This is a genomic window from Halorussus limi (genome assembly GCF_023238205.1).
GTDB classification, from domain to species: domain Archaea; phylum Halobacteriota; class Halobacteria; order Halobacteriales; family Haladaptataceae; genus Halorussus; species Halorussus limi.
Map to the genome: position 1 here is coordinate 1 of NZ_CP096663.1, position 13,336 is coordinate 13,336.

The 13,336-nt window shown below is 56.5% G+C and carries 11 protein-coding genes and 3 pseudogenes; 6 read left to right on the top strand and 8 right to left on the bottom strand.

From position 1 onward, the window contains the following. Window positions 1-336 precede the first annotated feature (336 nt). The 3 genes from M0R89_RS22560 to M0R89_RS22570 all read left to right on the top strand — a co-directional run bounded on the left by M0R89_RS22560 (window position 337) and on the right by M0R89_RS22570 (window position 3,860). Window positions 337-1,311, top strand: a complete 975-nt coding sequence (locus tag M0R89_RS22560) for a ParA family protein (protein WP_248653189.1) — start codon at window positions 337-339, stop codon at window positions 1,309-1,311. Beyond that, window positions 1,308-1,733: a DUF7970 domain-containing protein gene (locus M0R89_RS22565; RefSeq protein WP_248653190.1), complete on the top strand. Its 426-nt coding sequence runs from the start codon at window positions 1,308-1,310 to the stop codon at window positions 1,731-1,733. Before M0R89_RS22560 ends, M0R89_RS22565 begins: the two co-directional genes overlap by 4 nt. An 879-nt stretch (window positions 1,734-2,612) precedes the next feature. Further along, the gene (locus M0R89_RS22570) at window positions 2,613-3,860 is read left to right on the top strand and encodes an orc1/cdc6 family replication initiation protein (RefSeq protein WP_248653191.1); all 1,248 of its coding nucleotides are present in this window, start codon (window positions 2,613-2,615) and stop codon (window positions 3,858-3,860) included. 163 nt (window positions 3,861-4,023) lie between these two features. On the opposite strand, the gene M0R89_RS22575 is transcribed toward M0R89_RS22570, so the two are convergent. The 8 genes and pseudogenes from M0R89_RS22575 to M0R89_RS22610 all read right to left on the bottom strand — a co-directional run bounded on the left by M0R89_RS22575 (window position 4,024) and on the right by M0R89_RS22610 (window position 9,963). Beyond that, a complete protein-coding gene (locus M0R89_RS22575) occupies window positions 4,024-4,347 on the bottom strand; it encodes a DUF6788 family protein (RefSeq protein ID WP_248653192.1) in 324 nt (107 codons plus the stop codon). A 72-nt stretch (window positions 4,348-4,419) separates the two neighbouring features. Beyond that, window positions 4,420-5,346, bottom strand: a complete 927-nt coding sequence (locus tag M0R89_RS22580; protein ID WP_248653193.1) for a DUF955 domain-containing protein — start codon at window positions 5,344-5,346, stop codon at window positions 4,420-4,422. An 83-nt stretch (window positions 5,347-5,429) separates the two neighbouring features. Then, window positions 5,430-6,431: a DUF6610 family protein gene (locus tag M0R89_RS22585; RefSeq protein WP_248653194.1), complete on the bottom strand. Its 1,002-nt coding sequence runs from the start codon at window positions 6,429-6,431 to the stop codon at window positions 5,430-5,432. A 76-nt stretch (window positions 6,432-6,507) separates the two neighbouring features. Beyond that, window positions 6,508-7,923, bottom strand: a complete 1,416-nt coding sequence (locus tag M0R89_RS22590; RefSeq protein ID WP_248653195.1) for an ATP-binding protein — start codon at window positions 7,921-7,923, stop codon at window positions 6,508-6,510. Window positions 7,924-8,076: 153 nt separating this feature from the next. Next, window positions 8,077-8,262: pseudogene (locus M0R89_RS23665) on the bottom strand (DUF8129 domain-containing protein); the annotation flags it as partial. A 43-nt stretch (window positions 8,263-8,305) separates the two neighbouring features. Then, window positions 8,306-9,031, bottom strand: a complete 726-nt coding sequence (locus M0R89_RS22600; RefSeq protein WP_248653265.1) for a helix-turn-helix domain-containing protein — start codon at window positions 9,029-9,031, stop codon at window positions 8,306-8,308. 290 nt (window positions 9,032-9,321) lie between these two features. Next, window positions 9,322-9,648, bottom strand: a pseudogene (locus M0R89_RS22605) (DUF7558 family protein). A gap of 35 nt (window positions 9,649-9,683) precedes the next feature. After that, window positions 9,684-9,963: pseudogene (locus M0R89_RS22610) on the bottom strand (DUF8069 family protein). A gap of 162 nt (window positions 9,964-10,125) precedes the next feature. Here M0R89_RS22610 and M0R89_RS22615 point away from each other — a divergent pair. The 3 genes from M0R89_RS22615 to M0R89_RS22625 all read left to right on the top strand — a co-directional run bounded on the left by M0R89_RS22615 (window position 10,126) and on the right by M0R89_RS22625 (window position 12,720). Next, window positions 10,126-11,103 (top strand): IS1595 family transposase, encoded by a 978-nt coding sequence (locus tag M0R89_RS22615; RefSeq protein ID WP_248652742.1) that lies wholly within the window; start codon window positions 10,126-10,128, stop codon window positions 11,101-11,103. A gap of 304 nt (window positions 11,104-11,407) precedes the next feature. Further along, on the top strand, window positions 11,408-12,247 hold the full coding sequence (locus M0R89_RS22620) for a UPF0175 family protein (protein ID WP_248653196.1): 840 nt from the start codon (window positions 11,408-11,410) through the stop codon (window positions 12,245-12,247). Window positions 12,248-12,426: 179 nt separating this feature from the next. Continuing rightward, window positions 12,427-12,720: a PIN domain-containing protein gene (locus M0R89_RS22625; RefSeq protein ID WP_248653197.1), complete on the top strand. Its 294-nt coding sequence runs from the start codon at window positions 12,427-12,429 to the stop codon at window positions 12,718-12,720. Window positions 12,721-13,336: the final 616 nt, after the last annotated feature.

Genomic DNA, 13,336 nt, shown 5'->3' on the forward strand with positions numbered 1-13,336 from the left:
ATATTGAAAGTGAACCATCTTCTGAGGTATATCGAATTGTACGAATCGTAGAAACTGTACGAGTCGAGGAGTTCGTACGAACTTTACGAGTTACAGACCAACAAGTAATAGAGATCCGTGCGAACTTTAGGATTCTCACAGTTCGTACAAGGTTCAAACCTCCTAAGATTCGTACAGTTCGTAAAGTTCGTGAGCTTCTCGAGAACTTTTATTATCCCTGGTTGAGTTGAGTTGACCGACAGCGAACTTCGCAATCCCCCGAACTCTACGAATTGTACGAATCGTAAAGTTCGTACAGTTCGTGAAGTTCCCACAATTCCCTCATGGTGAAACACAATGTCAGAAACGGAGATTTCCCCCGAACGTGAACCACGCGCAGTCTGCCTCCCGATGCTCAAAGGTGGCTTCGGAAAGAGCATTTTCGCAAACACTCTCGGCGGTGTCCTCGGCGAACTACGGAACCACGATGTACTTGTCGCCGACCTCGATCCGGCCGGTCATCTTTCGACCGGACTCGGATACTACACGCGCGAAGACGAGGATACCCTCGACCTCGGCGATGTCCTCCTCGAAGACGCTAACCCAGGGGACATCATCAAGCAACCCGGCTATGGGTTCGACTTCATCCCGAGCGTGAATCTCGAAACGGTGACCGAGGACCTTGCCCGTGACAGTGTGATGGCGAGCGATATGCGGCTTAAACAGGATCTCGTCGATCCACTGCTCAGTGACGAATACGAATATATCTTGTTCGATATTCCAGGTAGTCGGAACAAACTGGTGAACAACGCAGTCGTTGCAGCGCCGAACGCCATCCTGCCCTTGAAGCCAGTTCCGGAGGCCTTGAATGGAATGCGCGAGACTGCAACGAAGTTGGTTGGTGAAATCCGCCAGCACATCGATTTCGAGATTTTGGCGGTCGTGCCTAACGACCTCCGGGCGCGTATCGACCAGCAGACGAAAGACCGCCGACTCCTTGAGGCAATGAATACCCAAGAGCAGTTCGCCGCCTATCTGCTCGCTGGCCGCGACGGTGTCGACCCTGATACTGGCACGCTCCCCGAGGACGTAGACGTCGGCGAAGTACTCGACAACCATATCCCACCGTTTGCGCGAGTCACCGCAGACGAGTGGGCGGCAATCGACGAAGGCGAGATAGATCCGCCGAAGATACCGATTCGGCACTCTGCCGCGTTCGGCGATGCCTACGAGGAGCGTAAGCCAGTGACGACTTACGACCCCGAGTGTAGTCAAATCCAGCACTTCGAGGCATTGGCAGAGATCATCGAGCGGGGAGGCATCTATCAATGACCGGCTTCGACCTCGGTGAATCGGCCACCGACGACGAAACAGAACCGGACGAGAGGGACGCGACAGCAGACACGGACGCGACATCCGAGCGAGACGATAGTCGTCAAGACAAAGAAAAGGAGGAAGAAGAGGGACAAGAGAAGAATGAGGCGGAAGAGAAGACTGACCCCCGTGTAGAGCCTGCGTTCCCTTTCTCCGATGACCTCCGAGAGAGCTGGTACGTCCGCGACGAGACGGTGACAGAGTTCGAGGACGCGGTCGATTTCGAGGCGAAGCCGTTTCTTCGTGAACATGGCGTCCGGAATGAGACCGGACGGGAGATTCAGGATGCCGCGATACAAGTGGCGAAGAACAATCCCGAGGAACTCGCTAAAGTCATTCTCGAAGATCGTGGCGTCGATATCGAAGACGAGAAAACATAGAAATCGATTTCGCGTTCTCCAAAGATAGGAAACACGGATTAACGGAATATATCATCCCTCACTGCAACAACGTCATTCGGTTATTCAGAGAACCAATTCTATGGCTCTTCGATGGTAATCAAGAAAGATTTTGTCCGTCAGGGCAGGGTTAGAAGCAGCGTCAAGGCTAGTCTACGGAATTCGGCCGGTGAAGAATACAGACCCCCTTGTTCCAGTGCTCTGCCTATGGAGCGATGATACGTAGAGTCGAGAACCACCCCGCTGTTCCAGTGCTTTGTCCTTCTCAGTAACAAGAACGGAGGTCAAGACTACTCCACTGTTCCAGTGCTATCATCAGAGACTAGCTCATTCGAGGGATACCCCGCTGTTCCAGTGCTATTCGTCGAATTGTGAACTCGTTCGGAGAGACACCCGATAGTTCCAGTGCTTTCTCTGTTATCCGGGGATGGCAAGAAGATGGTCGATGGGGAGAACCCGCAGTCTCGTTTTGCTACGCGTGTGATGAGGGGGAGACCCCGTCGTTCCAGTGCTTTCGTAGGAGTCGATTAGTGCCGTAGTCCATTTGCGAACACCCACACCCCAGCGTTCCAGTGCTTTTTGCTGGAAGAACAAGATAGCGGGCGTGATTTGTACAATCACCTGCCAAAGAAAGCTCTCTATATTTGGATGAGTTCTAGTACGGGTATCGTTTAACACATCCTATAATAAAACCATCGGTTATAATAGGGCAGTTATTTTGATGGTTTACCTTTTTGGGATAGCACTGGAACAGTGGGGTGTGGGGGTGATTTAAAGAACGAGTAGCACTGGAAGCATTGGAAAGGGTGGTCCGATGATTTTATACTTCCCGAGTAAGACGTACTCAGCAACGACCGGCTCATGACCGCGTACGAATTTAGTCCACAAGCGTTTCCATACGAAAACCGTGAAGCGTTACTGGACGACTACACCCCTGACACCCTTGTTGGCCGCGATAGCGAACTTGAAGAGTACCACGCTGCACTCCTTCCCGCGATCAACGGTGAACAACCCGATAATATCTTCCTCTACGGTAAGGCCGGTGTCGGGAAAACTGCCAGCACTAAATTCCTTCTTGACCGCCTTACCAGCGATGCTGACAGACACGACGTCTCAATCCACACCGAGTTCCTCAACTGCGACGGACTCAACACCTCCTACCGCGTCGGCGTCGAGCTCGTCAACAACTACCGTTCCGCCGACGAACAAATCAGCGAGTCTGGCTATCCCCGGTCCCAAGTGTACGACATGCTCTGGGAGGAACTCGACAAACGCGGTGGCCTCCACATTATCGTCCTCGACGAAGTAGACCACCTCAACGACGACTCCATCCTCTACCAACTCTCCCGCGCTCGCGAAAACGACAACATCGAGACTGCCCGCATCGCCGTCATTGGCATCAGCAACGACCTCACCTTCCGTGATTCACTCTCTCCAAAAGTCCGATCATCACTCTGTGAACGGCAGATCTCGTTCTCGACCTACGATGCGAATGAACTCCAAGATGTTCTCAATCAACGTCACGAAGTCGCCTTCCAAGACGGAGCTCTCTCTGATGACGTTATCCCACTCTGTGCAGCATATGGGGCACAGGAATCTGGCGACGCTCGCAAAGCCCTCGATCTACTACTTAAAGCTGGAGATAAGGCTCGAGAGGAACGCGAACAAGGTTCTAACAACGACCACCCTGATACGGTCACCGAGAAACACGTCAAAGAAGGCCGGAAGATGCTCGAACGAGAGGAAGTCCACCGCGGTATAATGGACCTTAGTGAGAACGAACAGATCGCGCTTTACGCGCTCGCAACACTTCACGCGGAAGGCGAAACGCCGATCCGATCACGCAAGCATTACGAGCGGTACAAACTCCTCTCCGAACGTGCGAAAGACGACTCGTTCACTAGTCGCTGGATGCGCGACCAAATGGACGACCTCGCAATGCTTGGCCTGGTCAGCGTCGAGAAGAAAAACGAGGGACTGGATGGAGGTCAATATCGTGAACACGACCTCGCCCAAGACCTCTCCGTCGTCGTTGACGCACTATCCGACGTTATTGACCTTGTCGGCGTCCACGATTCTATCCGAGAACACGTCGACCGTACAGAATAGTTCGTCGTTTCTTTATCCCCCATTTCGATGTTCTATTGGCAATACTAGTGTAAGCACGTAGAACCCTGGAAGTCGTTCTCTGATGGTACAACTAGTCTCTGGCGTAGATCTGTGGTGTCAATACTATAGCGATATATCAACACGTCTTAGCCGACAAGTAGCTCTACTCGTCTGGAGTGACAGGACCTTTGTATTGAGACCTTATTTTGTCCCCATCTCGCCACTGCCAGTAGTAGTAGCGGTTGTCATTTATTTCCTTAATTGTGATCGTCGCTTTTGCGGGGACATCGTCCGGTAAGTCATCTGGTCGTTCCTCCACCTTGTCTCGGTCCCCCTCTTCCTGGAGACGCGCCTCACGTTCTTTGTGTTCGGCCAGTTCTTCGGCGTACGTTGCAACGTCATGTAGTCGCTCCGGAGTGTACTCGTTGAGCGTGTTGACCAGATCCGTTGGGAGGCTTGACGGTGGGGTCGGTGGTTCGTAGGACATCGGCCGCTCTTATCTTAACCAACTCGAACCGCCAATCCATAGTTTTGTTGGTTAATACAGAATCAGTAAAGTTCAATCCTTGATGGCCGTGATGATTTCCTGAGCGGTCGAACTGATTCGACCGAGGCGCTCCTGAACTACTCCCGAGTCATCGTCCCGCCATGCAGCGAGGTAGAACGCCGACCCACTAGTGTCAAGACCGCAGTACCGACCAACGATGTACGCGACAGCTTCTGCTTCGACCTCACGTTTCGCCCGCTCAGTCTCGTCAGTAACGTCTGCATGGAGGATCGCATGGGTATACTCATGGATGAGCGTCACGGCGAGGTCGGCCTGATTCGAGCGGGCTTTCGCCTCGACGACTGGTTGGAGATTACGCTTACTCCGATATCTGCAGACGCCCTTTGCGTCGCCATGCTCCCACGCGTCTGTATCGACAACACGAACTGTCACGCCGATATCAGCGGCCGCATCCTTGAGTGCAGGTACAATGTCGTCGGCGTCGCCAACCGCCTCGGTCTCCAACTCGGGAAGCGGTTCACCTTCGGTCTGGGACACATCGAAGACTGCAGTTGGCTTGAAGCCGACAAGCCCTTTCGCCCACTCGTCTGGCGATGTCTCGTCGTATTCACAGTCACTTTGTTCGTGGTAGTTGGGCGAATTCTCGCATTCCGGGCACTGCTTGGTGATGATTGGGGCCCAGATCCAGATGGCCTGTTCGCCTTCCTGAACGTGCCGGTCGAACTTATTCCGCCACGTGTTGTAGCCTGCGACCTTCGTCGCCTCAGGATACTGGCGCTTAATCAGGAGTGTGTTCCGATACGAGTAGCCGTGGAACCGACTCTGGACGTCCAACCATTCTTGGAACTCCTCGCTTTCCTGCGCATCGTCAACGTGGTCAACGAGGTCGTCGATCCACGCTTCGATGGTACTGTGCATCTCATCACGTCGGGCATCGGTCTCCTCGAACGAGACCGACGAATCACTGGTCGTAGCCATGATTTCAGTAAATCGTGTTCACGGCGACTGCGTCAGATTAGGACGCGTCGCACCCCTCGGGGCGCAAAAAAACACTCGTGGCGTCAGGCCGGTGGGAGGTAGACGCTCTGCTCACCAGCAAGTTCTTCGAGGTGATTCCGGTGCCGGTGCGAGAAGTAGCAGTCGTAGCTGCAGTAGCCACAGATGTCCCCCGTGTCGTACTCTGCGACGTAGGGACCGCGCTCGGTCGTCCACACGTTTGTGCCACACTCGGTACACGCCGCACTCTCGATATCGCCCGGTGACGGACCCTGATACGCGATTTCGGGCTCGTCCTCCGGGGGTGTCGCCTCGGGCCAGACGCCCTGCGCCTGCCAGAACTCACGAACCCGAGCAAGGCCGTGGCGCACGGTCTTGCGAACAGTTACATGATCGGCGTCGCGACCGCTGTCGTCCCACCCGTCTGGCGTCCAGAACTCGCCGAACTGCGCCCCGCGGTGGACACCGTTCCAGTCGAGGCCGACGATATCGGCCGGTGGGTCGCCCGTCAGCGTCGGGCGAGTAAGCTGGTCGATCACGCTGAGTTGCTTGGGTGGGCTCCCACCGAGAATATGGACGCGACGGCCACGCCAATCCACAGGGTCAGAGAATTCGTGGGCGAGTCGATCAGCGTAGCCTCGCGAGTACCCGACAACGAGGTCATCGGGGACCGCGCGAATCGCGGCACGGCACTTCGGAACGATCACGAGATCTGCACCGGGGTAGCTTCCTTGGATTTCGTGCGCGGCAGTAACGTATTCATCGACCTCGTCAACGTCGTAGGCGTCACCGATCACGCCGACCTGCGGTTCGTACTCGAAAAAGCATTCGACGTACCGATCAAGGTCTGGATTTCGAAAATCGTTATCGAGCATTCCGACAGGCAACTCTAACGCTTTGAACTGCTGCTGTTGGTAGGTACAGTCCTCGCGAAAGCCTGTAAGAAAGCCGAGTCGGCGCGCGTCATATGCGAACGGAACTCGATGGAGGAACGCCACGTGGTCAGCCTGCCGAGCAGCTGCAATTTCGCTAGCTGCGTTGCTGGTCGTACTCGCAGTGAGTGCCATAATGAATCAACGCGGGAACTCGCCCCGCACCCCCTCCTGGGGGAGAAAAACTATCCCCAGCTGTTACCCTCCGACGTTAATCGGTGGTTCCACTCTCGAGAATGGCAACGATATCGGAGAGATCGAATAGCCGGAGATCATCACGCTCGTCTGCAGCTTCCTCGACGGAGCGTTTGAACCCAGAGCGGCTGAACAAGGCGAATTCATACGTCTGCTCACCACCTCCGGTGGGTGTCCAATCGATTTGCTCCACGTCGTCTTCGAGGTCCGCGAGCACGTCATAGCCGAGGGGGGTGTTGGTAAATTTCGCTTCGCCAGCGATCAGCGTTGACTCATCAGTTGGTGCGACGACATCTACTTCCTGGCCTTTGTACCACCACTGGCTTGGTACCTGTGTGAGCTGGTAGTCTGCATAGAGCGCCGGCACGGCCTGGTGACAGAGCGATTCGAACGTTTCGCTGACGAAGTCGGGCAATTCCGGTTCGATGAGATCCGCGTAGGCGTTCTCGCCGTAGAGTTCGTACTGTCCCCCGCGGCCGTAGAGATACCGGAAGTAAAACCGGAATACGGGATCTCGAATCCTGTATCGAGTCCGCTTGCTGCGCGCCGGATCGGCGAGTGCCGGATGATGTTTCTCGATGATCTGGAGGGTTTCCAGCCGGTCGAAGTAGTACGACGTGTTGGTGCTCTCGATGCCGGCCCCCTGAGCGATCTCGTTTCGACTGCGGTTCCCGCTGGCCATCGACTCCAGAACCGAAAAATACGTGTTCACCTCGTTGAGCTCCATCTGGAGGACGGTTTCGGGCTCGTCGTGGAGTGGGCCATCCGGGTCGCACAGCAGCCGCGTGATGTTCTCTCCGAGGCTCTGTGATGGATCGAGCGGGCTGAGATATCGGGGTGTGCCGCCGAAGACGCCATAGACGAACACCCGTTCTTCGGGATCGTACGTCGGCACAAACTCTTGGATGGAGCGAAACGGCAGCTGGGTGAGTTCGAGGCGGCCATTCGGTGTCTGGGATACCCGTCCGTAGAGTGGCGCACCGCCATCGAGGACGTGGGTATGGATCATGCCGATTGCAGAGCCTGTGAGTACGAGCGTCGCCTGACTCTCGTCGATAGCTGTATCCCACAGATGTTGAATGACCGAGGGAAGTCCCTCGTTCGATTCGATGAGGTACGGAAATTCGTCGATGACGATGACGGCGTCTCTGTCGGTAAGGTACGTTAAGAGCGGTTCCCACTCCTCTTTGACGGCCGTGATGTCTGGATAGGTCGACGCTGCTGCCTCGACAAATCGCCTGAGCTGTGTCGTCGCTGTTCCTTGGACTGCCTGATAGTACACGGCATCGTCGCGATCAGCAATCGATTGGCGGACGAGTTCGCTTTTGCCGATCTGGCGGCGCCCATAGATAATTGCGAGTTCTGCAGCGTCACTCTCATAGAGGGTCTGCAACCGATCGAGTTCATCGATACGATTGACGAACTGGTCCATACCTCCAGGTCGTGGCGGGAGATACATATGTGCTCCGAAGTTAGGAACCAGACTATAATAGTCTGAACTATAATATTCTAATCCCTAATACGGTGGGTCAATCATTCGATCCTTCATCTACTAAGGCTCCGACAGACATCCCCGAATGTACCGTTAGTCGTCCTGTGTGCGGATTTCGCTGGCCCGCTGTTCAAGTCGACGGAGGATCTGGATGCGCTGCTAATTCGCGTTCTCGTAGGCGACGCAGGCTCGGAACGTCGCCATGTCGTGAATCGTCGCGATACCAGCGTTGATGAGTCGGGGATTTGGCGGTTCGAGACGCTGCTCCGGTGTGAGATCGTCTGATTCGACGAGTCGCTCATTTTTGTTTGCCTCCGCTTTCTCAAGGCGATAATAAACCGCGGCTAGGCCACTCCTGGTCGAAGAAATTTCTTGTCATAACTCCAAGTAAGTTTGGACGGTAGTTCGCGTCAGTGTCGACGCTGTCGTACATGCGGCCAAGCATGTCGAGTGCTGACTGGAAGTGCGCGTAGTGCTCGTTTGCGAACGCTACGGTTTCTTGGAGAGAAATAACGGGCCGTCCGTCGACCATCTCGGCCTCGATCTGTGCCTCCGGCTCGAGGACCACCTGTATCGAACCATCGAAGTCGTCAGCGGGCAGGCGTTCTTCCGCAGTCGGGATTCCGAATCGATCGAAGAACGCCGTCCAGACATCGAGGTCGGGCTCGTGGACGGCGATGAACAGCGGATAGTCCTCTGGGTCGCGAGCGACATGGTAGCCACCGCCGGTCCAGACGTAGACCGCATCGATGCCAGTGTATGCATACTCCATTCCCGCGAACTGCGGGAGGACGTACGCCTCCGTTATGGATGGCGGCGAGATGTTTGCTGACGGCGTCAGGAACTCGAGACCGGCGTCTCGGAGCGTCTGATCGACGAGATGGAGCCCATCGTCGTACGCGACGTATCCCGCCTCCTCGAGGCGATTCACGACGCTCCGAATCGTCTCCCGGTTTTCGTCGATCTTCCGCGCGACGCCGGAGATGGAATCTCCTGGGTCAAGTGCGAGAATGATCTTGAGTTCCTTCTCACCGCACACTTCGTATATCCTATGGTTACACAGCTCTGTGCAACAGACAACAGAATTACTCTTCGTGTGGATCTGCTGGCTGGATTTGGCGAGCGTCTTCGGCGAGGTCGTGGATGTACTCGCGAAGCGCGGTCACGAGGACGTCTGTTCGGTCTTCCCCGAGGACTGCGGCAAGTGCGTCGGCCCGATCGATGAGCCGGTGGGGGCCCGAAACTGCACGCGCTTCTTATCGGTGCTCATGATGTGTACATTGTGAGACGCACTTAGCCGTTTTCGTGTGTACGATGTGAGCCTCACTCGGCCAAGCGTCACCCGTCCACGAGATGCTCCTCGAGGTCGCGCGTCCAGTAGGTAGCTGGCCCACCGGGACTACACCGGGCGCAGAGTTGGAGTGGGCCTTCTAGGTGGCCGAGTTCCACTCGGAACCGCGTCAGCGCCGCGCTCGTGTCGACGACGAGGCCACAGCTGTCGCAGGCGTGGTGATCGCGCTCATCGGGATCCGGCTCCGTCTAAATGGCACAGCCGACGCAGATCGGGTGGGTGACCCGCTCGTCCTGGCCCCAGGTATGCGCCTCGCCAGTCTCGGTGCCAGGCGGGGCGTCGCAGAAGGCACAGCCAAAGAGCGTATGTTGCATCACTGTCCTCTCGCGTCGGTGTCGCGAGCAGCAGTCTAGCCTCGATGAAAGACCGCGAGTTGGAGAACTGAGTCGAATGCTTTGTCGCTTGGTTCGTGGAATGCTTTGTCGCTTGGTTCGTGGACAAGAACCCGTTCGTTGGGGATAGGAATGACGACATCGTCGTCGACCAGGTCATTGACGAGGGAATGGGGCCCTCCCGTGGTCAATATCCGCTACTGCGACGCGGGCGGTATCTTGATTCTGTGCGACGAGTTCCGCTTCAAACCGTTCGTGGTCGGTTGATGCATCGTTGAGTGCGTCTGTACTGGGCATGAGAATCACGTTGGCCTCTCAGATGTATACAAACTGCTCGCTGCCACTCCGTTAACCAACACCAGAAAGAGATACGGTTCTGTGTTGGTTAATCCTCGACGCTCTTATGTAGAACTACGGAAAGACCCTGTAGTTACACTGAGCCAGCCATAATCTGGGAGTATGTCTTCTGCTCAGCCGGCGTTCGGCGCGATGTTTCGAGAGCTGATCGAGTTGGGCATCGTCGAGATCGACACCGAGCCGCTCGATGCGGCCATCGAGCGGCGACTCAAGGAATTCTGGGAGAATACGTCCTGTCCACGGTGCGGGCACAGCTCCGTTCAAACGTGGTCGCATCTCGACCGCGTGTGGTGCCGTGACTGCAACTTCAAGCCGGTCTACACCTACGGAACGCCATTTCATGAGAAGCACCTCACCTGCGGCGAGGTACTTCTCGCATTCACGCTCTACGCCGATACATTGCTCAGTATCAACCAGATCGCGCCCTTCCTCGGGCGAGCCTACAAAACCGTTCACACGGCGATTCGGGAGGCGGAAGCCGCGATCCATCGCGGCTTCCCCGTCGTCTGGGGCCTCCTCGACCAGACCATCGCTGGACCGACGCAAGTCGACGAATCTGGCACAGTCTGCTCGGGCTACAAGGGACAAGAGCCGCCGCGAAGCAGTCGTTCTCGCGGCGGTTCGTCCCAAACTGGCCGCTCACGCTGGCGGGGCCGCCACGGTGATCAGCTGACGCTCGTCGCGGCGTGCCGCGACTCGCTTCGCGTGATCCGCGGCCAGCTCGGCATCGACTTCAGCGGTGATCTGGAACCAGTGATTCAGGAGGCTGAAGACCTCTCCCAGCCACTAGGAGAGGTTTGGACAGACGGACTCCAAGCCTACAGAGAGATGGAGCGTGACCACCGAACAGTCGTACACAAAGAGAGATACGTATCCCCCGACGGCGTCCACATTAACCAGGCTGAGTGCCTCTTTTCGCTTGTTCAACCGTGGCTGCGGAAGTTCCGCGGCCTGTCCAAGCAGGGCTTGGAACAGGCCGCTCACACGTTCGGCCTTATTCGGTCGCTAAACCTTGCCGGCGCATCCGTCGATATCATCATCGACTGCCTTGTTATGGGGGCGTTCCGCAGTTCTACATAAGAGCGAGATCACCCGCTCTTATATAGAGTTGCGGAAAGACGATCTAATATGAACTCACCCATCGCCTGCCTCCCCACCCACTGCTCCGTGTTCGCTCGGTGAGACGAACGCGTTCATCTCACCGCTTCTCGTAAGCGAAGCGAATGAGAACATCGCTGCTCGAGCAACCACAACCATTGTTCGACAAATGAAGGAGGGTACTAGAGGGGTAAACCACGCCTATCCGGAGTGAAATCTTCACGGGAGGTCACAATCACCATTAGAGACTTAACGGACGGGCGCACTATTTATCGTAGAGATCCGTATGGCGGCAACCGAGAAGAACTTCGAGTCCGGTCAGGGACCGTTCGAGCGACTCTCGACTGAGTATCGGTCCGTTCTCTCCCTTCTTGAGAGTGCCGCCGACGTCTTTGACCTCCCGAGCTTCGTCGCGACAGCCAAGGAGGTCGTGGACAAGCCAGCTAAAGAACGCTTCCGAATGTCCCCAGAGGAGGTCGGCGAGACCTATGGTTTCGGCGACGGGGACAAGCAGTCCTTCGTGAACCGGGCTGCGTGGTTGATCGGCGATTTAGGCGGGGCGAAGGTCCTCGGCAAGTTGATGGGCATCGTCGAGCGGCCCCTGACCGAGATGCGCGAGCAAGCACTAGAGCAACTCCTTGAGGGCCGGAACCAGGAGCGTGAGGCGTTGATTCTCGGGCTGTACTTCGATAAGGTCCTTGACGTGCAGCATGAACTGGAGCGGCGTCTCGACCGCTCGACCGACACCGACAGCCTGTTTGTCTGCTGGCACGCCCTCATGAGTCGCGTCGTCCTCATCGGTGGGGGCGAGCAGAACCGCGTGACCGACGATATGCTCTTGGACATCGCCTTTGCGGACTACTGTCTGGCTGAAGCTAGCGGTGAGGATCCCGGTGTATACCCGCCGGAGCGATCCATCGACGCCATCGGCGAAGGGGTCAAGCACGAAGGCGCGGTCCTCGCCTACGAGAAGTTGGACATCTCGGTGAGCCGTGGCGCAGAACTCGCGGACGTCCGCGTTGAGGAGTTCGAGGAGTTGTTGGCCGACCACGGCATCCGGCCGCGGTACGGTCCTGACGACCCGAGTGAGTTGTTCGAGGGAACGGAGGTCTTCGACTCCGAGTGAGCATGCCGTTCGTACTGGACAACGTGATTCTCAGCTCCTTCTACAGCGCTGGCTGGTTCGATTCGCTGGCGTTCTACTCACCGGAGAACAAACTTCGAGTACCGGAACGCATCTAGACGGCCGAGTTCCTACCGGGTCGCGACGTTGACAGCACCCCGGAATGGCTGACGGTCCAGTCAATGACTGAGCTCCCCGAGACCGGCGTTCCCGGAGCGCTCAGCGAGGCCGACAAGACGTGTCTAGCGCTGGCCGAACGGCACTCAGATGTGCTGGTGACCAACGATAAGAAACTCGTTGAGACAGCCAAGGAAAGAGATGTCGCGACCAAGTGGGGGACGCGGTTCGTCATTGAGACGTTCGAGCAGTGTGGCATCTCGCAAACGGCGTTCGACGCTGGCGTCGAGGCCTACCGAGACGACGTCTACCTGCCCGATGTCGTTGCCGAGAAGCTGATGCAAGCCGAGAAACCCTGAGCAATCAGTCTGCAACCGCGAACCGCCTGAACTCGATCTCCGACTCTTTTCCCTTAACTTGCGCCATCTTTATTTACCGGCTGTCGATTCCGCTCCCGGCTTCCGCTAGGTAGCCCCAACCACTTCACTAGTTGTATTCACTATAAATCTCAAAGCTACTGTACTGCGACAACACGAAGCCCTAGTGAGTTGCATGCGTAGTCGATGATGGAATCTCGTTGATTACTCAGGAGGATTTGTTCGTCAACCGTCCAGCCATAGTCCTCCTCACATCCGCTGTATTCAGCACGTTGGCCCCTCATTTGCCGAGGATTTCAACAGACTCCCCGAGAACAGCACCATACACCAGTACAACCCTCCTCGGGGACGTTCCGCCCCGGCCACAGACGCTGTTGGCGGTCACTCTCCCAGCCCACCCCCTCCGTATCTACCGCTGGAACTGAGAGACGTACGAGTAAGCGTACGGTGTCACCGCCACGAGGATCCACCGTTGAGGGTGGTCTACACGTCGTGACGGATCCAGTTCGGTGCCGACCGAGCTAGTCTGGGCTAGAGATACGTCCCTCTCGGGGTATGGTTGAGTCCGGCCACTCCGTTATCCGGCCACCTCGTCTGT